This window comes from Streptomyces tuirus (assembly GCF_014701095.1).
Lineage (GTDB): Bacteria > Actinomycetota > Actinomycetes > Streptomycetales > Streptomycetaceae > Streptomyces > Streptomyces tuirus.
Genome location: NZ_AP023439.1, coordinates 3306944 through 3329130, shown reverse-complemented (window position 1 = coordinate 3329130; position 22187 = coordinate 3306944). Strand labels below are relative to the sequence as shown.

Here is a 22187-nt window from a genome sequence, read left to right as displayed (position 1 = left end):
CTTTGAGTTCGGGACCCGGAGCAGCTTCCGCCCCCGCACCTGACCCCCACGATTCCCCGCCCACCTCCGACGCACCCGCCGCCCGGCCCGCCCGCAAGTCCTCGATGTTCTCCTCCCTCTCGGTGCGGAACTACCGCCTGTTCTTCATGGGGCAGGTCGTCTCCAACATCGGCACCTGGATGCAGCGCATCGCCCAGGACTGGCTGGTGCTCAGCCTCACCGGCTCCGCCGCCGCCGTCGGCATCACCACCGCCCTGCAGTTCCTGCCGATGCTGCTGTTCGGCCTCTACGGCGGTGTCCTCGTCGACCGGCTGCGCAAGCGGCCCACGCTGCTCGTGACGCAGTCGTCGATGGCGCTCACGGCGATCGCCCTGGCCGTCCTCACCCTCACCGGGCACGTCCAGGTGTGGCACGTCTACGTTGCCGCCTTCGCGGTCGGTCTCGCCACCGTCGTGGACAACCCGGCCCGGCAGTCCTTCGTCTCCGAGCTGGTCGGCCCGGGGCAGCTGCAGAACGCCGTCAGCCTGAACTCGGCGAACTTCCAGTCCGCCCGCCTGGTCGGCCCCGCCGTCGCGGGCATACTCATCACCGGCGTCGGCACCGGCTACGCCTTCCTTTTCAACGGCCTGTCCTTCATCGCGCCGCTCACCGGCCTGCTGCTGATGCGCGCCCGTGAGCTGCACGTCGTGGAGCGCGCCCCGCGCGGCAAGGGGCAGCTGCGGGAGGGCGTGCGGTACGTCACCGGCCGCCCGGAGCTGATCTGGCCGATCGTCCTGGTCGGTTTCGTCGGCACGTTCGCCTTCAACTTCCCCGTGTACCTCTCGGCGTTCGCGGACGACGTGTTCCACGCCGGGGCGGGCGCGTACAGCATGTTCAACACGCTGATGGCGGTCGGCTCGGTCGCGGGCGCGCTGCTCGCGGCGCGGCGGGGCACGGCCCGGCTGCGGCTGCTGATCGTGGCGGCCATGGCCTTCGGCGCCCTGGAGATCGTGGCGGCGACGACCCCCACGCTGTGGATGTTCGCCCTGCTCATGGTCCCGCTGGGGCTGTTCGGCATGACGGTCAACGTCACCACGAACACCAGCATCCAGATGTCCACGGACCCCGCCATGCGCGGCCGGGTCATGGCTCTCTACATGATGATCTTCCTCGGCGGCTCGCCGGTCGGCGCCCCGATCGTCGGCTGGGTCACCGACACCTACGGCGCCCGGGTCGGCCTCGCGGCCGGCGGCGCGGTGGCGGCACTCGCCGCGGCCGTCATCGGCCTGGTCCTGGCCCGGGTCGGCAACCTACGGCTGTCGGTGGGCTGGCACGGCGGACATCCCCGGGTGCGGTTCGTGCCCCGGGAGCAGCAGGAGGCGCTGGCTCCGGCGGCGTAGTGCGGGGTAGTGCGGTGTCAGTCCCGGGGGAACTCGCCGGTCTCGAGGACGAGCCCGACCGCGGTGCCCGTCAGGTCGATCTCGTCCCCGAAGTCGAGGCTCAGCTCGCCCCGGTACTCGCCGTCCTTGGGCTTGGTGTGCAGATGCCAGCGGCCGGTGTACGGATCCACGATCAGGTACACCGGCACACCGGCGGCGGCGTAGGCGTCCTTCTTGGGGCCGTAGTCGTTGGCGCCGGTCTTCCTGGAGATCACCTCGGCGACGAACTCGACGTCCTGGTAGCGCCACAGGCCCTTGGCGTTCTTCGTCGAGTTCTCCGCCATCACGGTGATGTCGGAGGCGAAGCCGTTGAGGTGGCCCGGGTAGTCGACACGGACGTCGGACTTCACGCGCTTGCGCGGATACTTGCTGCGCAGCTGGTCGTAGATGTCCGCGATGATGTCCCAGTGGGTGTCCCGCTGAGGCGCCATGAAGATGTTCCCCCCGACGATCTCGACCTTGTAACCCTCGGGGACGGGCATCGTCTCCACCCACTCGAACATCATGTCGAGGGTGAGTTCGCCGCTGCTTTCGGCCATCTCGATCCTGTCGTCAAGGACGGTCATCGTGGCGCTCCTCCCCGGCCGCACCCGTGGATGAATCCGGCCGAGCAGTACAACGATACGTACGGTGACCAGGACACGCCCGGGTCCGCGGGACCCGTGCCTACACCCTCCGCGCCAGCAGCTGCCCCGGCCAGGTGTTCTCGCCGACCGTGAAGGCCTCCGTGCGGGTGAAGCCGTTGGACTCGTAGTAGCGGACGAGTTTGCCGTCGTCGCCGGCGTAGCAGTCGACGCGGAGGAGGGAGACGCCGGCGCGGCGGGTCTCCTCGGCGGCGTGCGCGAGGAGGGCGCTGCCGACGCCGTGGCCCTTGAAGCGGCGGTCGGAGGCCAGCCAGTGGATGTAGCGCTCGGGTTCGCCGGGCTGCGGGAGGTGGGACAGGTAGGCGCCCGCCGAGCCGGTGAGGGTGAGGGTGCCGGCGGGGACGCCGTCGACGTCGGCCATGAACACGCTGCCCTCCGCCATGTACCGGCCGACCGACTCCACCGTCTTCGGGCTCCGCGACAGCGGCTTCGTCCCCCACTGCCCCGTGCGCCCCTGGGAGACCAGCCACTCCACGCAGCTGTCGAGCATGCCGAGTATCGAGGGAATGTCGTCGGGCCCGCCGTCCCGGATGGTGATCCGCATCGGCCCATGGTGCCAGGCTGGCCCCATGAGACTCTTCGCTGCCCTGCTGCCCCCGGACGAAGTGTGCCGTGAACTCGGCGCCGTGGTCGACGAGTTGCGCAGGCAGCCCGGTGCCGACGGCATGCGCTGGACCGGCCGGCCCGGCTGGCACTTCACGCTCGCCTTCTACGGCGAGGTCGACGACGCGCTCGTCCCCGCGCTGTCGGAGCGGCTGGAGCGGGCCGCGCGCCGTACCGAGCCGTTTCCGCTGGCCGTACGGGGTGGTGGGCAGTTCGGGCACGGGAAGGCGCTGTGGGCCGGGGCCGAGGGGGACCTGGCGGCCCTGCGGCTGCTGGCCGAGCGGGCCGAGGCGGCGGCGCGCAAGGCGGGGGTGCCGATGGGGGAGCACCGGCGGTACAAGGCCCATCTGACCGTGGCGCGGAACCGGGCGGCGGGGGACGTGCGGGCCTTCCTGGACACCCTCGCGGGCTTCACGGGCCGGACCTGGACGGTGCGGGAGCTCTGCCTGGTACGGAGCAGTCTGCCGACGTCCGGGGTCCCCGGGGAGCAGCCCCGGTACGAGGCGGTCGGGCGCTGGGCACTCGGGGGCGCCGGTTAGGCTCGATGCCGTGGACCCGAAAACCCGCAACCGGATCATGGCCGGTGTGCTCGTGCTGATGTTTCTCGTCGTCGCCCTCGCTTCCGTGATCGGGAAGTAGGGCAGGGGGCGGCGAGGGAACTGCGGCTGACGGCCGTTCTCCGGCTGCGGGCCGGTGGGGGCCGGTCGCGCAGTTCCCCGCGCCCCTGACAGGCGCCTACCAGGCAAAAGCCTCCGGGCTCGGGCCCGGGCCCGGGAAGATCTCGTCCAGGGCGGTCAGGAGGTCCTCGGAGAGGTCCAGCTCGGACGCGCGGACGGCGGAGGCGAGCTGTTCCGCGGTGCGCGGGCCGACGATCGGGCCGGTCACGCCGGGGCGGGTGAGCAGCCAGGCCAGGGCGGCCTCACCGGGCTCGATGCCGTGCTTGTCGAGCAGGTCCTCGTAGGACTGGATCTGTGCGCGGGTGGCGGGGTCGGCGAGTGCGTCGGCCGCGCGGCCGGAGGCGCGGCGGCCGCCCTCGACCTCCTTCTTGAGGACACCGCCCAGCAGACCGCCGTGCAGCGGCGACCACGGGATGACGCCCAGCCCGTACTCCTGCGAAGCCGGGATGATCTCCATCTCGGCGCGCCGCTCGGCGAGGTTGTACAGGCACTGCTCGCTGACCAGGCCGATGGTCCCGCCGCGCCGGGCGGCGATCTCGTTGGCCTGGGCGATCTTGTAGCCGGGGAAGTTCGACGATCCGACGTAGAGGATCTTGCCCTGCTGGACCAGGACGTCGATCGCCTGCCAGATCTCGTCGAAGGGGGTGTTCCGGTCGACGTGGTGGAACTGGTAGACGTCGATGTGGTCCGTCTGGAGCCGCTTCAGGCTGGCGTCCACGGCCCGCCGGATGTTGACCGCGGAGAGCTTGTCGTGGTTGGGCCAGGCCGGGCCGTCGGCGCCCATGTTGCCGTACACCTTCGTGGCGAGGACGACCTTGTCGCGCCGTCCCTCACCCTTGGCGAACCAGTTGCCGATGATGCTTTCGGTACGGCCCTTGTTCTCGCCCCAGCCATAGACGTTGGCGGTGTCGAAGAAGTTGATGCCCGCGTCCAGCGCCGCGTCCATGATGGCGTGGCTGTCGGCCTCGTCGGTCTGCGGGCCGAAGTTCATGGTGCCGAGGACGAGCCGGCTGACCTTGAGTCCCGTGCGTCCGAGCTGCGTGTACTTCATGGTGTCCAAGCCAACGTCTTGGAGTGCGCTCCAGGCAAGCACGTACCGGGGCGACAGGCCCTAGCCCTCGTAGGGGCCGGCCAGGTCCCAGCCCTGGTGCATCGCCGCCGCGAAGGCCGCCGCGATCTTGTGCTCGCCGCTGGCGTTGGGGTGGGTGCCGTCGTAGGTGTCGGTGGCGACGTCGTACGCGGGCGGGGGTGAGGCCAGGAGGACGGGGGAGCCGGGTTCGTCGAGGTCGGCGGCCGTCTTGGCGAGGAGTTCGTTGAAGCGGGTGACCTCGCCGGCGAAGGCCGCGTCCGACTGGGCGCGCACGTTCGGGGTGACCGGCAGCCAGACCATCCGCACCCGGCGGTTCGCCGCCCGGGCCTCGGCCGTGAAGGCCCGGACGTTCTCGGCGGTCTGCTCGGCGTTCGTGTAGAAGCCCAGGTCGATCAGGCCCAGGGAGACCAGCAGCACGTCCGCGCGGCAGGACCGCACCGCGTCGCCGATCAGCGGCGCCATGTGCTGCCAGCCCTCGCCCCAGCCGGCCAGGTGGGAGCGCGGGAAGTCCGGTTCGGCGTAGGCGTACGACACCGGGGCGTCGGCGAGCTTGTCGTAGAGCGTCTCGCGCGGGCCGACGAGCGTGCAGGGACCGGCGTAGGAACGGCACAGGTGCTGCCACAGCCGGTAGCGCCATGTGTGTTCGCCCGTGCTCCCGATCGTCATGGAGTCACCGACGGGCATGAACCTGAGCATCCGCTCATGATGAACGATCTCGGCGGCCGACGGGGTGTGAGCCGGGACACGCCCCACGTCCCGCCGCCGGCCCAGTGATCCATTACGCCGGTGAACCGCCGGGCCGGATGGCAGGCTTGGGGCATGCGCAGACCGTTCGCCCTTCTCGCCGCGGCCCTCCTCACGGGTGCCCTCGCCGTGCCCGCCTCCGCCGCCGACGGCGACGAGAAGTTCACGATCAAGGACCCGCGCATCACCGAGTCCAGCGGCCTGGCGGCCTCGCGGCAGCACCCCGGCATCTACTGGACGCACAACGACAGCGACGACGGGGCGTACCTCTACGCCGTCGACAGCTCGACGGGCGAGACGGTCGCCACGATCACCATGTCCGGCGTCGGCAGCCCGCGCGACGTCGAGGCCATCTCCATCGGCCCGGACAACCAGCTCTACGTCGGTGACATCGGCGACAACCTCGGCGGCACCTGGCCCTACGTCTGGATCTACCGGCTGCCCGAGCCGAAGAACCTGCGCGACCAGACGATCAAGGCCACGCAGTACGTGGTGAAGTACTCCGGCGGCGCGCGGGACGCCGAGTCCCTGGTCGTGCACCCGAAGACCGGCCGTGTCTACATCGTCGACAAGAACGAGAAGGGCGGGCACCTCTTCGAGGGCCCGGCGGAGCTCTCCCCGTCCGGCTCCAACGTCTTCCGCCCGGTCGCCGCGGTCCCCGACCTGGAGGCCACCGACGCCACGCTCTCCCCGGACGGCGAACACCTCGTCGTACGCAGCTACTTCGGCGCGATCGCGTACGACTGGAACGGCGGGAAGGTCAAGAAGAGGGAACGTCTCGGCGTGCCGTTCCTCGGGCAGGGCGAGTCTGTCACGTACACCGCGGACGGCAAGAAGCTGATGTACGGCGCCGAGGGCGCGGACAGCCCGGTGGAGCCCCAGGACGCCCCGGGGGGCGGGGACTCCGACTCCTCCTCCGGCAGCGGGAGTTCGGCGGCGTCCGAGAGCGGCGGAGACGGTCTGACCGGCACTCTCAAGACGGGTGCGATCGCCGCGGGGGTTTTGCTGGTGGTCGTCCTGGGGGTGCGGGGGATGAGGCGGCGGGGGTAGCGCCCCGCGGCGGGGCCGCCCCCCGCTTCTAGGCCCTGCGGGCGTTCACCAGCACCTCCAACCCGTCCAGGATCCGCTGCAGTCCGAACTCGAAGTGGTCGAAGTCCGAGCCGAAGGCGTCCTCGGAGAGGGACGCCAGCACCGGGTAGCGGCCCGAGGTCATGGCCTTCTCCAGGGCCGGCACCTGCGCCTGCCAGAACTCTGCGTCCGTCAGGCCCGTCCGGCGCTCCGCCTCCTGCTCGTAGAGCTGCGTGCGCGCGGCCCCGACGACGTATCCGTCGATCATGATGATCGCGGAGACCAGTTCGGGGTCGGTCAGCCCCATCGGGCGGATCCGGGTGAGGACCTTCTCCATCCCGTCGAGGGCGCTCGGGCCGAGGATCGGGCGGGTCTGGTTGACCTGGAGCAGCCAGGGGTGGCGGCGGTAGAGGGCGAGGGTGGCGCGGCCCAGTGCCTCCAGGGCCGCCCGCCAGCCGTCGTCGGCGAGGTCGGCCGGGTTCTCGGAGGGGCGCTGCACCCGGTCCAGCATCAGGTCGAGCAGCTCGCCCTTGCCGGGCACGTATCGGTACAGCGACATGGTGCCGGTGCCCAGCTCCGCGGCGACGCGGCGCATGGAGAGGCCTTCCAGCCCCTCGGTGTCCGCCACCTGGATGGCCGCTTCCACGATCCGGTCCAGCGTCAGGGTCGGTTTGGGACCCCGGCTGGGGCGGCGGCCGGTCTCCCACAGCAGTTCCAGGGTGCGGGCGATGTCGCCGCTGCCGCTGGTCTCCGTACCGCCCGTGCCACTCGTCCCGCTCATCATGGGGCCAGCTTAGGTGCCACGCAAAAAACTGGGTACGGCGTACGCGCAATCGGGTACGGTGTACTCAGTTCGGTGCCGAGGTGGCACGGGCGGTACGGGAGGGGACGCCATGGACGGATACGCGGTACGCGCCGAGGCGCTGGAGAAGAGGTACGGCGAGAAACGCGCCCTCGACGGCTTCGACCTGGAGGTGCGCGAGGGCACGGTGCACGGCCTGCTCGGGCCGAACGGCGCGGGCAAGACCACCGCCGTCCGCATCCTGTCCACGCTGGTCCGGCTGGACGGGGGCAGTGCGACGGTCGCCGGCCTCGACGTCGCCCGGCAGGCGCGTGAGGTGCGGGCCCGGATCGGCCTCACCGGCCAGTACGCGGCGGTTGACGAGGTGCTCACCGGCCGGCAGAACCTGGAGATGTTCGGCCGCCTGTTCCACCTGGGCGGCAAGCGGGCCCGGCTCCGGGCGACCGAGCTGCTGGAGCAGTTCGACCTGACCGACGCCGCCGACAAGGGCGTCGGCAAGTACAGCGGCGGCATGCGGCGCCGCCTCGACCTCGCCGCGTCGATGATCCTCGCCCCGGCCGTCCTGTTCCTCGACGAGCCGACGACCGGTCTCGACCCCCGCAGCCGGGGCGAAGTCTGGGAGTCCGTACGGGCGTTGGTGGCGAGCGGCACGACCGTGCTGCTGACCACGCAGTACCTGGAGGAGGCCGACAAGCTGGCCTCGCGCATCACCGTCATCGACCAGGGGCGCTCCATCGCCGACGACACCCCGGACGGCCTGAAGAACCTGGTCGGCGGCGACCGCATCGAGGTCGTGGTCGCCGAGCGGTCCGAGATCCCGCGGGTGGTGAAGGTCGTCGCCCGGGTCACGGACGGCGAACCGGAGGCGGACGAGACCGAGTTGCGGGTGCACGCCCCGGTCGCGGACCGGGTCACCGCCCTCACCGAGGTCGCACGGACCCTTCAGGACGAGGGCGTCCGCGTCGAGGACATCGGGCTGCGCAGGCCGAGCCTCGACGACGTGTTCCTGCGCCTGACCGGACACCGCACCGAGAAGGAGTCCGCGGCATGAGCGTCACCGACCTGACCACCCCGAGCCGCCGGAGCGGCACGTACTGGCTGCTCGCCGACTGCTGGAACATCGTCCGCCGCGGCCTGACCCACTACCAGCGCCAGCCGGTCAACATCGCCTGGCAGCTGGGCTTCCCGATCCTGTCGGTGCTGCTCTACGGCTATGTCTTCGGCAGCGCGATGACGGTGCCGGGCGGCGGGGACTACAAGGACTTCCTGATGCCCGGGATGTTCGTGATGACCATGGCCTTCGGCTTCATCAACACCGCGACCGTCGTGGTCTACGACTCCACCAAGGGCGTCATCGACCGCTTCCGCTCCATGCCGATGGCGTCCTCGGCAGTCGTGGCCGGGCGCGGGGTCACCGATCTGATCGTCGCCTGCGCCGAGTTGGCCATCATGATGCTGACGGCCCTGGCGATGGGCTGGCGTCCGGACGGCGGCCTCGGTTTCCTCGCCGCGTTCGCTCTCCTGCTGTGGCTGCGGTTCGCGCTGATCTGGATCGGCGTGTGGCTCGGCCTGCTGGTGCCCAACCCGGAGGCGGCGGGCGGCCTGTTCGCGGTCGCCTTCCCGCTGACGATGATCTCCAGCATCTTCGTCGCGCCCCAGCTCATGCCCGACTGGCTGGGCTGGGTGGCGGCCTGGAACCCGATCTCCTCCACGGCGGCGGCGACCCGCGAGCTGTTCGGGACGCCGGTCGGGGGCGGCGACTCCTGGGTGGAGCAGCACGCGTTGCTGATGGCCGGAGTGTGGCCGGTGATCCTGACGGCGATCTTCCTGCCGCTGGCCGTACGGCGGTTCCGGAAGCTGAGCCGATAGCCGTCCCGGCCCCGGCAACACCTCCCAGAGCCATGGCGTGCCCAGGCTGCGTCAGTTGTGAACGCGGTGCACAACGGGAGTGTGCCGGGGGGCGGTTCGGCGAGCTTCGGCCTGGGCGGTGCGCCCGGGGGCGGGGCCGTGCCGAGGGTGATTTGCGCGGCTGCGTGAGGACGGAGTGAGGCGGGGCGGGCGCCCGGTGTTCGCCGGGCGCCCGCTGCCCGGCCCGACGGCCTGATCCGCCTGTCCGGAATTGCCGGAACACCCCGTTTCCGGGGGCTTCCTGGGAGCTGGCTGTGCCTCGATTTGGTCAAGTCTTGCTCGAATTCGTACATACGCGGTGCGCTCTTCCGAAACGATGCGGCACGGCCCGCGTCACTCGCGGGCGCGACCCCCCTTACCGTTGCGAGAGAACTCCATGAGAAGAAGCGCAGCCGTACTGTGCGGCGCCACGGTCGTCCTGGCCGGGACACTCACCGCCGTCCCCGCCAACGCCAGCGCGTCGCCATCCGCGACCACTGCCCTGACGACCGCCGCCGCGAAGATCACCTGGAAGAAGTGCGCGACGGACGACACCCCGACGCTCCAGTGCGGGTCGGTCAAGGTGCCGCTCGACTACGCGAAGCCGCGAGGGAAGCAGATCACGCTGGCTCTCTCCCGCGTGCCGCACACCGCGCCGAAGTCCCAGGGCCCGCTGCTCGTCAACCCCGGCGGCCCCGGCGGAAGCGGCCTGTCCCTGGCCGAGTTCGTCGCGTCCTCCCTGCCCAAGGCCGTCGCAGCCCAGTACGACGTCATCGGCTTCGACCCGCGCGGCGTGGGCGAGAGCCAGCCCGCCCTGGACTGCAAGCCGGGCCACTTCGACCCCGTGCGTCCCGACTCCGTGCCGAGCACCCCGGCGCTGGAGAAGGCCAACCTCGACCGTGCCAAAGCCTTCGCCAAGGCCTGCGGCACCAAGTACGCGGACGTCCTGCCGTACATCGACACGGTCAGTGCCGTGAAGGACATGGACTCGATCCGCAAGGGCCTCGGCGCGTCGAAGATCAACTACTTCGGCTACTCGTACGGCACCTACCTCGGCTCCGTCTACGCCAAGCTGTTCCCCGAGCGGGTGCGGCGCCTGGTGCTGGACTCGATCGTCGACCCGACCGGTGTCTGGTACGACGACAACATCCAGCAGGACTACGCCTTCGACAAGCGCCACAAGGCGCTCATGGCGTGGATCGCCACATACGACTCCACGTACAAGCTCGGCACGAACCCGAAGAAGATCGAGGCCAAGTGGTACGCCATGCGGGCGGCCCTGGCCAAGAAGCCGGCCGGCGGCAAGGTGGGCGCCTCCGAGCTGGAGGACATCTTCATACCCGGCGGCTACAACAACGCCTACTGGCCCACGCTCGCCCAGACCTTCGCCGCGTACGTCAACAACCACGACACCGCGGCGCTGGTCAAGGCCTACGACAACATCGCGGCGATCGACGCCTCCGGCGACAACGGCTACAGCGTCTACACCGCCGTGCAGTGCCGTGACGCGTCCTGGCCGCGTGACTGGAAGCAGTGGCGCAAGGACAACTGGGCGGTCTACGAGAAGGCGCCGTTCATGGCGTGGAACAACGCCTGGTACAACGCGCCGTGCGCGTTCTGGCCGACGAAGACGCTGAAGCCGGTGAACGTCGCCAACACCAAGCTCCCGCCGGTGCTGCTGTTCCAGGCGACGGACGACGCGGCCACTCCCTACCAGGGCGGTGTGACCATGCACCGGCTGCTGAAGGGCTCCAGCCTGGTGGTGGAGCAGGGCGGCGGCAACCACGGCATCACGCTGAGCGGCAACGCCTGCCTGGACAAGCACCTCGCGACGTACCTCACCAGCGGCAAGGTCCCGCACGGCAGCGGTGTGGCCGACGCGGTGTGCAAGAAGAACCCCGACCCCAAGCCGCAGCCGGCGGCGCAGAAGGCGACGGGCGCGACGCAGCCGGCCGTCGCGGCGGTCGGTGACAGCCTGCGCGGGATCCTGGGGTCCGGGCGCTGAGCGCCTCGCTGACCCCGCAGACCTGAGGGGACGACAGGGGGCGTCCGGTGCTGTGCGCCGGGCGCCCCTAGGCTGTGCGGCCATGGGGGAGCGCATGAACAAGAGGGGCGCCCCGCACGAGCGGGGCGCCCCTCGGTCACGCACGCGAGAAGGTCAGAGCTTCTCGATCACGTAGTCGACGCACTTCGTGAGCGCCTCGACGTCCGCCGGGTCGATCGCCGGGAACATCGCGACGCGCAGCTGGTTGCGGCCGAGCTTGCGGTAGGGCTCGGTATCGACGATGCCGTTGGCGCGCAGCACCTTGGCCACGGCGGCGGCGTCGACCTCGTCCGTGAAGTCGATCGTGCCGATGACCTGCGAGCGCTTGGCCGGGTCCGTGACGAACGGGTTGGCGTACTTGATGTCCTCGGCCCAGCCGTACAGCGTGCGGGCGGAGGTCGCCGTGCGCCGGACCGCCCAGTCCAGGCCGCCCTGGCCGTTGATCCACTCCAGCTGCTGGTTCAGCAGGAAGAGGGTGGCGAGCGCCGGGGTGTTGTACGTCTGGTTCTTGCGGGAGTTGTCGATCGCCGTCGGCAGCGAGAAGAACTCCGGGACGTGACGGCCGGACGCGTGAACGCGCTCCGCGCGCTCGATCGCGGCCGGGGAGAAGACGCCGATCCACAGGCCGCCGTCGGAGGCGAAGGACTTCTGCGGGGCGAAGTAGTAGACGTCGGTCTCGCTGACGTCGACGGGCAGGCCGCCGGCGCCGGAGGTGGCGTCCACGAGCACCAGGGCGCCCTCGTCGGCACCGGCCACGCGCTTGATCGGCATGGCGACACCGGTCGACGTCTCGTTGTGGGTGAACGCGTAGACGTCCACGCCCGCCTGGGCGGCCGCCTCGGGGTGGGTGCCCGGGTCCGAGGCGATGACGTCCGGCTCGGCCAGCCAGGGGGCCAGCTTGGCGGCCTTGGCGAACTTCGAGGAGAACTCGCCGAAGTTCAGGTGCTGCGACTTGTTCTCGATCAGGCCGTGCGTCGCGACGTCCCAGAACGCGGTCGAGCCGCCGTTGCCGAGGATCACCTCGTAGCCGTCGGGGAGCTGGAACAGCTCACTGATGCCTTCGCGCACCTGGCCGACCAGGTTCTTGACGGGGGCCTGGCGGTGGGAGGTGCCCATGAGGGAGGTGCCGGTCGCGGCCAGCGCGTCCAGCGCTTCCGTCCGCACCTTGGAGGGGCCCGCGCCGAAACGTCCGTCGGCGGGCTTGATGTCAGCGGGAATCCGGATCTCAGCCACGGAGGGGAGCGTAGCCGTTTCCGGAAACGTGGGCGAAACGTCGTCCGTCGGGTGAGACGGTGTTGAGTGGGGGCATGGCGAATCTTGAGGCAGAGCTTCGCGGGGCAGTCCGCGGCGAGGTCGGGTTCGATGTCACCTCCAGGGCGCTGGTCACCATGGACGCGTCCAACTACCGGCGGGTGCCCCGCGGGGTCGTCGCCCCGGTGGACGCCGACGACGTGGCCGCCGTCCTGGCGGTCTGCCGGGAGCACGGCGTGCCCGTCGTCGCCCGCGGCGGAGGCACCTCCATCGCCGGGCAGGCCACCGGCACGGGCGTCGTCCTGGACTTCACCCGGCACATGAACCGGCTGGTCGACCTGGACCCCGAGGCGCGGACGGCCGTGGTGCAGCCGGGGCTGGTGCTGGACCGGCTCCAGGAGGCCGCCGCCCCGCACGGCCTGCGCTTCGGCCCCGACCCCTCCACCCACGGCCGCTGCACGCTCGGCGGCATGATCGGCAACAACTCGTGCGGCTCGCACTCCGTGGCGTGGGGGACGACCGCGGACAGCGTGCGAGAACTGGACGTCGTCACCGCGCGGGGCGGGCGGCTGCGGCTCGGGCGGGACTGGGCCGGGGCGCCGGACGGGCTGCGAGAACTGGCCGAGGGGGAACTCGCCCGGTTGCGCACCGGCTTCCCGGAGCTGCCCCGCCGCATCTCCGGATACGCGCTGGACGCCCTGCTGCCGGAGAACGGCGCCGACGTGGCCCGCTCCTTCTGCGGCTCCGAGGGCACGCTCGGGGTGCTGACGGAGGCGGTCGTAGGCCTCGTGGAGGCGCCACGCGCGCGTGCGCTGGCCGTGCTGGCGTACGCCGACGAGAGCGCGGCGGCCGAGGCGGCGGCCGGGCTGCTGCCCTTCGGGCCGCTCACGGTGGAGGGCATGGCGGCGGACCTGGTGCCGTCCACGGCCGAACTGCCGCGGGGCGGGGCCTGGCTGTTCGTCGAGACCGGCGGGGAGTCGGCGGGCGAGGCCCGCGCGCGTGCGGAGGCGATCGTGCGGGCCGCCGACGTCCTGGACGCGCTCGTGGTCACCGACCCGGCCGGGCAGCGGGCGCTGTGGCGGATCCGGGAGGACGCGAGCGGTACGGCGACCCGCATGCCGGACGGCACCGAGGCGTGGCCGGGCTGGGAGGACTGCGCGGTGCCGCCCGCCAGGCTCGGGGCGTATCTGCGGGACTTCCGTGCGCTGATGGCGGCGCACGGGCTGCGCGGCACGCCCTACGGGCACTTCGGGGACGGCTGCATCCACGTCCGTATCGACTTCGACCTGCTCACGGCACCCGGCGTCGCCCGTTTCCGCCGCTTCTCGGAGGAGCTCGCGGACCTGGTGGCGGCGCACGGCGGGTCGCTGTCCGGGGAGCACGGCGACGGGCAGGCGCGGGCGGAACTGCTGCCGAGGATGTACGGCGCCGAGATGGTCGGCCTGTTCGAGCGGGTCAAGGGCGTGTGGGATCCCGACGATCTGCTCAACCCCGGGATGCTCGTGCGCCCCGCGCCCCTGGACAGCGGCCTGCGCTTCTCCGTCCTGCCCCGCGAACCGGTCGACGTGGCCTTCGGCTACCCCGCCGACGGCGGCGACTTCTCGGCGGCGGTGCGGCGCTGCGTGGGCGTCGCCAAGTGCCGTACGACGTCGGTGTCCGGCTCGGGCGTCATGTGCCCGTCCTTCCGGGCGACGGGCGCGGAGGAGCACTCCACGCGCGGTCGTGCCCGGCTGCTGCACGAGATGCTCGCCGGTGAGGTGGTGACGGACGGCTGGCGCTCGGAGGAGGTCCGGGACGCGCTGGACCTGTGCCTGTCCTGCAAGGGCTGCCGGTCGGACTGCCCGGTCGGGGTCGACATGGCCACCTACAAGGCGGAGTTCCTGCACCGGCACTACGCCGGCCGGCGCAGGCCCGCCGCGCACCACGCCCTGGGCCGTCTGCCGGAGTGGCTCCGCGCGGTGTCCCGCACGCACACGGCACGGCTGGTCAACGCGCTGTCCGCGATACCGCCCCTGGCCTGGGCGGCGAAACGACTGGGCGGCCTCGCGCCCGAGCGGGGAATTCCGCGGGTGGCGACGCGGACGTTCAGCGGGTGGTGGGAGCGGCGGCCCGCGCGGCGCCCGGACGCCCGGGGCGAGGTGGTCGTCCTGTGGCCCGACACCTTCACCGAGCACCTCTCGCCGGCCGTGGGGCAGGCGGCCGCGCGGGTGCTGGAGGCGGCCGGGCTGCGGGTGGCGTTGCCACCGACGGTGCGGCTGGAGAAACCGCCGGTGGGCGACGGCAGGACGGTCGCCCTCGACCCGCTGTCCCTGCTGCGCGGCCGGGGCCGGGTCTGCTGCGGGCTGACGTATGTGTCGACGGGGCAGCTGGACCGGGCCCGGGCCGTCATGCGCCGCACGCTCGACCTGATGGAGCCGGTGCTGGAGACCGACGCCCCGGTCGTCGTCCTGGAGCCGAGCTGCGCCGCGGCCCTGCGCACGGACGTCCCCGAGCTGCTGCACGACGACCCGCGCGCGGCCCGGCTCGCCGCGAAGGTCCTCACCTTCGCGGAGACGCTGGAGCGCCACGCGCCCGGCTGGACCCCGCCGCGCGTCGACCGCCCGGTGGCCGGGCAGACCCACTGCCACCAGCACGCGGTGCTCGGCGACGCCGCCGACCGCCGGCTGCGGGACGCGGCCCTGCTCACCGGCGAACTGAGCGGCGGCTGCTGCGGCCTCGCGGGAAACTTCGGCTTCGAGAAGGGCCACTTCGAGGTGTCCGCCGCCTGCGCGGAGGAACAGCTCCTGCCGTCCGTACGGGACGCCCCGGACGGCACGGTGGTCCTGGCGGACGGCTACTCCTGCCGCACCCAGCTGGAGCAGCTGGCCGGCGTGCGGGGCAGACACCTGGCGGAGGTACTGGCCGAGGCGCTGGACGGGGGGCCCGGGCGCGACGGGGGGTGAGGGGTCGGGACGCGGGTCGGGCACGACGGGGGGTGGTGCGTCGGCCACGGGGTCGGGCACGAAAGGGAGTGAGGCCTGCGCGGGCCGTGGGTCGGGCGGGCTGTGGGTGAGGCATACGGGCCGTGGGTCGGGCGGGCTGTGGGTGAGGCATACGGGCCGTGGGTCGGGCGGGCTGTGGGTGAGGCCTGCGGGCTATGCGTCGGCCGGACCGTGGGTGAGGCCTACGGGCCGTGGAACGGGCTGGCCCCTGGGTGAGGCGTTCGGGCCACGAGGCCGGCGGACCCGAGTGTCTGAGCCGGGGAGGGTCGACGTCGCTCCTAGGCTCGCGGGACCAGTCGAGGCCCGTCGAGGGCCGCTGCTCGAAGGAGCCCGCGCATGAGCGTCCGCGTCCAGCCGATCACCCGTGACGAGCACCTCGCGTTCGTCACGGCCCGCCCCTCCGCCAGCCATACCCAGGTGCCCTCCTGGGGTGAGGTGAAGCCCGACTGGCAGGCGGAGAGCCTCGGCTGGTTCGACGACGGCGGGCAGCTCGTCGGCGCGGGACTGGTGCTGCTGCGCCCGCTGCCCGGGCCGCGGGTGCCCGGGCTGCCGCGCTACCTCGCGTACCTGCCTGAGGGCCCGCTCCTCGACTGGCACGAGCCCGGCCTCGACCGCCTGCTGGAGCCGATGCTCGCGCACCTGAGACGGCGCGGCGCCTTCGCGGTGCGCATGGGCCCGCCCGTGGTGGTGCGCCGCTGGAGCGCCGACGTGGTCAAGGCGGCGATCGCGGACCCGGCCGCCCGGCGGCTGCGCGACGTGCGGGCGACGTCGTACGAACCGCGCGCCGGCCAGGTCGCCAACGCGCTGCGCCGCATGGGCTGGCGGCAGTCCGAGGCCTCCGGCGAGGACGGCTTCGCCGCGGGCCAGCCCCGGTACGTCTTCCAGGTGCCGTTCGCCGGCCGGTCGCTGGAGGACATCCACAACGGCCTGAACCAGCAGTGGCGCCGCAACATCAAGAAGGCGGAGAAGGCCGGGGTGAAGGTCGTCCGCGGCGACCTGGAGGACCTGCCGGCCTTCCACGAGCTGTACAGGGAGACAGCGGAACGGGACCAGTTCATCCCCCGCCCGCTGCCGTACTTCCAGCGCATGTGGAGCGCGCTCACCGCCGAACACCCCGACCGGATGCGGCTCTACCTCGCCTACCACGACGGCGAGGTGCTCGCCGCGGCCACCATGCTGACCGTCGGCGACCACGTCTGGTACTCCTACGGCGCCTCCACCGGCCGCCACCGCGAGGTCCAGCCGAGCAGCGCCGTGCAGTGGCGCATGATGACCGACGCACACGAACTCGGCGCCGCCGTCTACGACCTGCGCGGCATCACCGACACCCTTGAGGAGTCCAGCCATCTGCTGGGCCTGCTCCGCTTCAAGGTGGGCACCGGCGGCGAGGCCGTGGAGTACCTCGGCGAATGGGACTACCCGCTCAACCGGCTGCTCTACAAGGCGTTCGACCTGTACCTCTCGCGCCGCTGAGGAAACCGGCCGGGGCGTCCGGTGTCTCACGGGACGGGACAGAGGTAAAAGGTGTTTACGCACCTGACCGAGTCCACTACTCTGGACTGGCAAGTGCATCGGGGTGTACATGGAGTGCACGCGGATGTACGCACAGCCCCCGACCCAGCGCCGACGAGCACAGGACCGCCCGTGACCACCCCCGACAGCGTCACCACGCCCCAGCCCGCGACCGCCGCCGCCCCCGACGGCACCGCGCCGGGCTCCGGCCCGGGCCGGCTCGGCTCCCTCGGACCCGTGGGCCTGGTGCTGGCCGGCGGGATCTCCGTGCAGTTCGGCGGCGCCCTGGCCGTGACGCTGATGCCCAGGGCGGGCGCCCTCGGGGTGGTGGCCCTGCGACTGCTGGTCGCGGCCGTCGTCCTGCTCCTGGTCTGCCGCCCGCGGCTGCGCGGCCACTCGCGCACCGACTGGGGCACGGTCGTCGTCTTCGGCATCACCATGGCCGCGATGAACGGCCTCTTCTACCAGGCCGTCGCGCGCATCCCGCTGGGCCCCGCGGTCACGCTGGAGGTGCTCGGCCCCCTCGCCCTCTCGGTCTTCGCCTCCCGCCGCGCGATCAACGTCGTCTGGGCGGCGCTCGCCCTCGCCGGTGTGTTCCTCCTCGGCGGGGGAGGCTTCAGCGGGCTCGACCCCACAGGAGCGGCCTTCGCTCTGGGTGCGGGCGCCATGTGGGCCGCCTACATCGTCTTCAGCGCCCGTACGGGCCGCCGCTTCCCGCAGGCGGACGGGCTGGCCCTGGCCATGGCGGTGGGAGCGGTGCTGTTCCTGCCCCTGGGCATCGCCGAGTCGGGGACCAAGCTGCTCGACCCGGTGACGCTGGGCCTGGGCGCGGCGGTCGCCCTGCTCTCCTCGGTGCTGCCCTACACCCTCGAACTCCTCGCCCTGCGCCGCCTGCCCGCCTCCACCTTCGCGATCCTGATGAGCCTCGAACCGGCCATCGCCGCCACGGCCGGGTTCCTCATCCTCGACCAGGCCCTCAGCGCCGCCGAGGCCGCCGCCATCGCCCTCGTCGTCGCGGCGAGCATGGGCGCGGTGCGCACCCAGGTGGGCCGGGGCCGCAAGAAGCAGGCGGCACTGGAGAGCACGGGCCTGGAGGGCTGAGCGGGCCGCGAGCGAAGTGGCCCCGTCCGGCCCGCCGAGGGGAGCGGCCGCTGTCCGGCCCGGCCCCTTTGTGGGCGACCTGACCATGTGGCAGGCCCATCAGCAGCGGCTTGAGGCGGCTGCGCGGGAGGCGGGCGAGGCCGTCTGAACAACGCCTGCGGCGGTGCGGGCCCCTGGTGGGTCCGCTTTTCATGCAAGCATGCTTGATTGTTTCCGGCGCCGCTGCCATGCTCCTCAGCACGCCACACCGCACCACCCCGCACGCCGCACCACCCCGCACACCGCCGTGCCCCGAGGGGAGCGTCCCGTGTCCGATCCGACGTCCGTGATCGACGATCTGCGCGAGGAGAGCGAGGAACTCGACCGCCTCGTGGCCGGGTTGGCCCCGCAACGCTGGTCGCTCGCGACCCCCGCGCCCGGCTGGTCCGTGGCCCATCAGATCGCCCATCTCGCCTGGACGGACCGCTCGTCCCTGCTCGCCCTCACGGACCCCGACGGCTTCCACACGCTGGTCGAGAAGGCCCTCGCCGCGCCCGGCTCCTTCGTCGACGAGGGCGCCGAGGAGGGCGCGCGACTCCCGCCCGGCGAGCTGCTCGCCCGGTGGCGCGGGGGCCGAGCGGCACTGGAGGAGGCCCTGCGGGCCGCTCCGCCCGGGGCGCGCTTCCCCTGGTACGGCCCGCCCATGTCGGCCCCCTCCATGGCGACGGCCCGCCTGATGGAGACCTGGGCCCACGGGCAGGACGTGGCCGACGCCCTGGGTGTGGTGAGCCCACCCACCGACCGGCTGCGCCATGTGGCCTGGCTCGGCGTACGGACCCGTGACTTCGCCTTCGGCGTGCACGGCCTCACCCCGCCCGCCGACCCCTTCCGCGTCGAACTGCGCGCCCCCTCGGGCGACCTGTGGACCTACGGACCCGAGGACGCCACGCAGCGCCTCACCGGGACCGCCCTCGACTTCTGTCTGCTGGTCACCCAGCGCGCCCACCGCACCGACCTCGCCCTGCGCGCCGACGGCCCCGACGCCGACCGCTGGCTGGACATCGCCCAGGCCTTCGCCGGACCGCCGGGGGGCGGACGCCCGCCGAAGGAGTCCGCCTCGTGACCCTCCGCATCGGCAACGCCTCCGGCTTCTACGGCGACCGCTTCGACGCGATGCGCGAGATGCTGACCGGCGGCGAACTCGACGTCCTCACCGGCGACTACCTCGCCGAACTGACCATGCTGATCCTCGGCCGGGACCGCCTGAAGGACCCCGCCGCCGGATACGCGCGCACCTTCCTGCGGCAGTTGGAGGAGTGCCTCGGGCTCGCGCACGAGCGGGGCGTCAGGATCGTCACCAACGCGGGCGGGCTCAACCCGGCCGGACTGGCGGACGCCGTAGGGCGGTTGGCCGACCGGCTGGGCATCCCCGTACGCGTCGCCCATGTGGCGGGAGACGACCTCACCGCCGCGCACCCGGGCTCCCTCGCCGCCCATGCCTACCTCGGCGGCTTCGGCATCACAGAGTGCCTGCGGGCGGGCGCCGACGTCGTCGTCACTGGGCGGGTGACGGACGCGGCCCTGGTCACCGGGCCCGCCGCCGCCCACTTCGGGTGGAGCGCGACGGAGTACGACCGGCTCGCGGGCGCCGTGGTCGCCGGGCACGTCCTGGAGTGCGGGGCGCAGGCCACCGGCGGCAACTACGCCTTCTTCCGGGACGGCGACGCCCGCCGCCCCGGCTTCCCGCTCGCCGAGCTGCACGAGGACGGCAGCTGCGTCATCACCAAGCACCCCGGCACCGGCGGCTTCGTCGACGTCGGCACGGTCACCGCGCAGCTGCTGTACGAGACGGCCGGTGCCCGGTACGCGGGGCCGGACGTCACCGCCCGGCTGGACACCGTACGGCTGAGCCAGGACGGGCCCGACCGGGTGCGGATCGAGGGCGTGCGCGGGGAGGCGCCGCCGCCCACCCTCAAGGTCGGGCTCAACCGGCTCGGCGGCTTCCGCAACGAGGTCGTGTTCGTGCTCACCGGACTCGACATCGAAGCCAAGGCCGCCCTGGTGCGCGACCAGATGGAACCGGCCCTCGGCAAGGTCGCCGACGTGCGCTGGGAGCTGGCCCGCACCGACCGCCCCGACGCCCCGACCGAGGAGACGGCGAGCGCGCTGCTGCGGCTCGTCGTACGGGACCCCGACCAGGGGGCCGTCGGGCGGGCGCTGAGCGGGGCGGCCGTGGAGCTGGCGCTGGCCAGTTACCCCGGGTTCCATGTGCTGGCCCCACCCGGAAAGGGCTCGCCCTATGGGGTCTTCGAGGATGTGTATGTGCCCCATGGGGGAGTCGACCATGTGGCCGTCCTCCACGACGGGCGCCGGATCCCCGTGCCACCGGCCCACGACACGGCCGTACTCGAGGCGGTGCCGCAGCCGCCCCTGCCGGAGCCGCCGGCGCCCGGGCCCACCCGGCGCGCCCCCCTCGGGCTCGTCGCCGGTGCCCGCAGCGGGGACAAGGGCGGCAACGCCAACGTCGGCGTGTGGGCGCGCACGGACGACGCCTGGCGGTGGCTCGCGCACGAACTGACCGCCGACCGGTTCCGGGAGCTGATCCCCGAAAGCCGCGAACTGACCGTCGTACGGCACGCGCTGCCGAACCTGCGCGCCCTCAACTTCGTCGTCGAGGGCATCCTCGGCGCCGGCGTCGCCGCGCAGCACCGCTTCGATCCGCAGGCCAAAGCCCTCGGCGAATGGCTGCGCTCCCGCCACCTGGAGATACCGGAGGCCCTCCTTTGACCGTCCTGACCTCCGCGCTCGACCCCGCCGGCCCCGACCACCGGGCCAACCGCGAGGAGATGCTCGCCAAGCTCGCCGCACTCGACGCCGAGCACGCCAAGGCCCTCGCGGGGGGCGGCGAGAAGTACGTCGCACGGCACCGGAAGCGCGGCAAGCTCCTCGCCCGTGAGCGTATCGAGCTGCTCCTCGACCCCGACACACCCTTCCTGGAGCTGTCCCCGCTGGCGGCCTGGGGCAGCGACCACACCGTCGGCGCGTCGCTCGTCACCGGGATCGGGGTGGTGGAGGGCGTGGAGTGCCTGATCACCGCCAACGACCCGACCGTGCGCGGCGGAGCGAGCAACCCCTGGTCGCTGAAGAAGGCCCTGCGCGCCAACGACATCGCCCTCGCCAACCGGCTGCCCTGCATCAGCCTGGTGGAGTCCGGCGGCGCCGACCTGCCGTCGCAGAAGGAGATCTTCATCCCCGGCGGCGCCATCTTCCGCGACCTCACCCGGCTGTCCGCCGCCGGGATCCCGACCGTCGCGGTCGTCTTCGGCAACTCCACCGCCGGCGGCGCCTACATCCCCGGCATGTCCGACCACGTGATCATGGTCAAGGAGCGGGCGAAGGTGTTCCTCGGCGGCCCGCCGCTGGTGAAGATGGCGACCGGGGAGGAGAGCGACGACGAGTCCCTGGGCGGCGCCGAGATGCACGCCCGCGTCTCGGGCCTCGCCGACTACTTCGCCGTCGACGAGCCGGACGCGCTCCGGCAGGCCCGCCGCGTGGTCGCCCGCCTCAACCACCGCAAGGCGTACGGGGATCCAGGCCCCGCCGAGCCGCCCAAGTACGACCCGGAGGAGCTGCTGGGCATCGTCCCCGGCGACCTCAAGAGCCCCTTCGACCCGCGCGAGGTCATCGCCCGGATCGTCGACGCCTCCGACTTCGACGAGTTCAAGCCGCTGTACGGGACGAGCCTGACCACCGGCTGGGCCGCCCTGCACGGCTACCCCGTCGGCATCCTTGCCAACGCCCGGGGCGTCCTGTTCAGCGAGGAGTCGCAGAAGGCCGCCCAGTTCATCCAGCTCGCCAACCAGCGCGACATCCCCCTGCTCTTCCTGCACAACACCACCGGCTACATGGTCGGCCGGGAGTACGAGCAGGGCGGCATCATCAAACACGGGGCGATGATGATCAACGCGGTCAGCAACAGCCGCGTTCCCCATCTCTCGGTCCTCATGGGGGCGTCGTACGGCGCCGGCCACTACGGCATGTGCGGCCGCGCCTACGACCCCCGCTTCCTCTTCGCCTGGCCCAGTGCCAAGTCCGCCGTCATGGGGCCGCAGCAGCTCGCCGGCGTGCTGTCGATCGTCGCCCGCCAGTCGGCCGCAGCCAAGGGGCAGCCCTACGACGACGAGGCGGACGCCGCGCTGCGCGCCATGGTGGAGCAGCAGATCGAGTCCGAGTCGCTGCCGATGTTCCTGTCCGGGCGGCTCTACGACGACGGCGTCATCGACCCGCGCGACACCCGCACCGTCCTCGGCCTGTGCCTGTCCGCGATCCACACCGCCCCCTACGAGGGCGCCCGCGGCGGCTTCGGCGTCTTCCGGATGTGAGGCC

At 72.3% G+C, this 22187-nt stretch carries 18 protein-coding genes; 12 read left to right on the top strand and 6 right to left on the bottom strand.

The window, feature by feature from the left end; genetic code table 11:
* Positions 1-2 precede the first annotated feature (2 nt).
* Positions 3-1379 (top strand): MFS transporter, encoded by a 1377-nt coding sequence (locus IGS69_RS15145; protein WP_190900114.1) that lies wholly within the window; start codon positions 3-5, stop codon positions 1377-1379.
* A gap of 17 nt (positions 1380-1396) precedes the next feature.
* On the opposite strand, the gene IGS69_RS15140 is transcribed toward IGS69_RS15145, so the two are convergent.
* Both IGS69_RS15140 and IGS69_RS15135 read right to left on the bottom strand, forming a co-directional pair.
* Positions 1397-1984: a Uma2 family endonuclease gene (locus IGS69_RS15140; RefSeq protein WP_190900112.1), complete on the bottom strand. Its 588-nt coding sequence runs from the start codon at positions 1982-1984 to the stop codon at positions 1397-1399.
* Between the two features lie 100 nt (positions 1985-2084).
* The gene (locus tag IGS69_RS15135) at positions 2085-2606 is read right to left on the bottom strand and encodes a GNAT family N-acetyltransferase (protein WP_190900110.1); all 522 of its coding nucleotides are present in this window, start codon (positions 2604-2606) and stop codon (positions 2085-2087) included.
* 25 nt (positions 2607-2631) lie between these two features.
* Between IGS69_RS15135 and thpR the strand changes: the two genes are divergently transcribed.
* Complete coding sequence (gene thpR, locus IGS69_RS15130) at positions 2632-3204, top strand: RNA 2',3'-cyclic phosphodiesterase (protein ID WP_190900108.1); 573 nt, start codon at positions 2632-2634, stop codon at positions 3202-3204.
* A gap of 196 nt (positions 3205-3400) precedes the next feature.
* On the opposite strand, the gene IGS69_RS15125 is transcribed toward thpR, so the two are convergent.
* Both IGS69_RS15125 and IGS69_RS15120 read right to left on the bottom strand, forming a co-directional pair.
* Positions 3401-4393 carry an aldo/keto reductase gene (locus tag IGS69_RS15125; RefSeq protein WP_190900105.1) on the bottom strand — a complete coding sequence of 331 codons (993 nt, stop codon included), beginning with the start codon at positions 4391-4393 and terminating at the stop codon, positions 3401-3403.
* 60 nt (positions 4394-4453) lie between these two features.
* Positions 4454-5128 carry a GDSL-type esterase/lipase family protein gene (locus IGS69_RS15120; RefSeq protein WP_190900103.1) on the bottom strand — a complete coding sequence of 225 codons (675 nt, stop codon included), beginning with the start codon at positions 5126-5128 and terminating at the stop codon, positions 4454-4456.
* 123 nt (positions 5129-5251) lie between these two features.
* Here IGS69_RS15120 and IGS69_RS15115 point away from each other — a divergent pair, with 123 nt between their 5' ends.
* On the top strand, positions 5252-6226 hold the full coding sequence (locus IGS69_RS15115) for a WD40 repeat domain-containing protein (protein ID WP_190900101.1): 975 nt from the start codon (positions 5252-5254) through the stop codon (positions 6224-6226).
* 28 nt (positions 6227-6254) lie between these two features.
* On the opposite strand, the gene IGS69_RS15110 is transcribed toward IGS69_RS15115, so the two are convergent.
* On the bottom strand, positions 6255-7028 hold the full coding sequence (locus tag IGS69_RS15110; RefSeq protein WP_190900099.1) for a TetR/AcrR family transcriptional regulator: 774 nt from the start codon (positions 7026-7028) through the stop codon (positions 6255-6257).
* 109 nt (positions 7029-7137) lie between these two features.
* On the opposite strand from IGS69_RS15110, the gene IGS69_RS15105 reads away from it, so the two are divergent.
* The 3 genes from IGS69_RS15105 to IGS69_RS15095 all read left to right on the top strand — a co-directional run bounded on the left by IGS69_RS15105 (position 7138) and on the right by IGS69_RS15095 (position 10938).
* Positions 7138-8097 carry an ATP-binding cassette domain-containing protein gene (locus IGS69_RS15105; RefSeq protein WP_190900097.1) on the top strand — a complete coding sequence of 320 codons (960 nt, stop codon included), beginning with the start codon at positions 7138-7140 and terminating at the stop codon, positions 8095-8097.
* Positions 8094-8915, top strand: coding sequence for an ABC transporter permease (locus tag IGS69_RS15100; RefSeq protein ID WP_190900095.1), 822 nt, complete (start codon positions 8094-8096; stop codon positions 8913-8915). Before IGS69_RS15105 ends, IGS69_RS15100 begins: the two co-directional genes overlap by 4 nt.
* Positions 8916-9330: 415 nt before the next feature.
* Positions 9331-10938: an alpha/beta hydrolase gene (locus IGS69_RS15095; protein ID WP_190900093.1), complete on the top strand. Its 1608-nt coding sequence runs from the start codon at positions 9331-9333 to the stop codon at positions 10936-10938.
* A gap of 153 nt (positions 10939-11091) precedes the next feature.
* Here the strand turns inward: IGS69_RS15095 and serC are convergent, their stop codons facing one another.
* Positions 11092-12210 carry a phosphoserine transaminase gene (serC, locus tag IGS69_RS15090; protein ID WP_190900091.1) on the bottom strand — a complete coding sequence of 373 codons (1119 nt, stop codon included), beginning with the start codon at positions 12208-12210 and terminating at the stop codon, positions 11092-11094.
* Between the two features lie 74 nt (positions 12211-12284).
* Here serC and IGS69_RS15085 point away from each other — a divergent pair, with 74 nt between their 5' ends.
* The 6 genes from IGS69_RS15085 (at position 12285) to IGS69_RS15060 (ending at position 22183) form a co-directional block, all read left to right on the top strand.
* Positions 12285-15170: an FAD-binding and (Fe-S)-binding domain-containing protein gene (locus IGS69_RS15085; protein ID WP_190900088.1), complete on the top strand. Its 2886-nt coding sequence runs from the start codon at positions 12285-12287 to the stop codon at positions 15168-15170.
* Between the two features lie 375 nt (positions 15171-15545).
* Complete coding sequence (locus IGS69_RS15080) at positions 15546-16682, top strand: lipid II:glycine glycyltransferase FemX (protein ID WP_190900086.1); 1137 nt, start codon at positions 15546-15548, stop codon at positions 16680-16682.
* Between the two features lie 171 nt (positions 16683-16853).
* Complete coding sequence (locus tag IGS69_RS15075; RefSeq protein ID WP_190900075.1) at positions 16854-17822, top strand: EamA family transporter; 969 nt, start codon at positions 16854-16856, stop codon at positions 17820-17822.
* A 307-nt stretch (positions 17823-18129) separates the two neighbouring features.
* Positions 18130-18924 carry a TIGR03084 family metal-binding protein gene (locus IGS69_RS15070; protein WP_190900073.1) on the top strand — a complete coding sequence of 265 codons (795 nt, stop codon included), beginning with the start codon at positions 18130-18132 and terminating at the stop codon, positions 18922-18924.
* On the top strand, positions 18921-20588 hold the full coding sequence (locus IGS69_RS15065) for an acyclic terpene utilization AtuA family protein (protein ID WP_190900071.1): 1668 nt from the start codon (positions 18921-18923) through the stop codon (positions 20586-20588). Before IGS69_RS15070 ends, IGS69_RS15065 begins: the two co-directional genes overlap by 4 nt.
* A complete protein-coding gene (locus IGS69_RS15060; RefSeq protein WP_190900069.1) occupies positions 20585-22183 on the top strand; it encodes an acyl-CoA carboxylase subunit beta in 1599 nt (532 codons plus the stop codon). The genes IGS69_RS15065 and IGS69_RS15060 overlap by 4 nt, the downstream gene beginning before the upstream one ends.
* The last annotated feature ends 4 nt before the right edge of the window (positions 22184-22187 follow it).

Excerpts from the sequence above, each read along its gene's own strand:
- IGS69_RS15140 (WP_190900112.1), bottom strand. The coding sequence starts at position 1,984 with ATGACCGTCCTTGACGACAGGATCGAGATGGCCGAAAGCAGCGGCGAA.
- IGS69_RS15135 (WP_190900110.1), bottom strand. The coding sequence starts at position 2,606 with ATGCGGATCACCATCCGGGACGGCGGGCCCGACGACATTCCCTCGATA.
- thpR (WP_190900108.1), top strand. The coding sequence starts at position 2,632 with ATGAGACTCTTCGCTGCCCTGCTGCCCCCGGACGAAGTGTGCCGTGAA.
- IGS69_RS15125 (WP_190900105.1), bottom strand. The coding sequence starts at position 4,393 with ATGAAGTACACGCAGCTCGGACGCACGGGACTCAAGGTCAGCCGGCTC.
- IGS69_RS15120 (WP_190900103.1), bottom strand. The coding sequence starts at position 5,128 with ATGCTCAGGTTCATGCCCGTCGGTGACTCCATGACGATCGGGAGCACG.
- IGS69_RS15115 (WP_190900101.1), top strand. The coding sequence starts at position 5,252 with ATGCGCAGACCGTTCGCCCTTCTCGCCGCGGCCCTCCTCACGGGTGCC.
- IGS69_RS15110 (WP_190900099.1), bottom strand. The coding sequence starts at position 7,028 with ATGATGAGCGGGACGAGTGGCACGGGCGGTACGGAGACCAGCGGCAGC.
- IGS69_RS15105 (WP_190900097.1), top strand. The coding sequence starts at position 7,138 with ATGGACGGATACGCGGTACGCGCCGAGGCGCTGGAGAAGAGGTACGGC.
- IGS69_RS15100 (WP_190900095.1), top strand. The coding sequence starts at position 8,094 with ATGAGCGTCACCGACCTGACCACCCCGAGCCGCCGGAGCGGCACGTAC.
- IGS69_RS15095 (WP_190900093.1), top strand. The coding sequence starts at position 9,331 with ATGAGAAGAAGCGCAGCCGTACTGTGCGGCGCCACGGTCGTCCTGGCC.
- IGS69_RS15085 (WP_190900088.1), top strand. The coding sequence starts at position 12,285 with ATGGCGAATCTTGAGGCAGAGCTTCGCGGGGCAGTCCGCGGCGAGGTC.
- IGS69_RS15080 (WP_190900086.1), top strand. The coding sequence starts at position 15,546 with ATGAGCGTCCGCGTCCAGCCGATCACCCGTGACGAGCACCTCGCGTTC.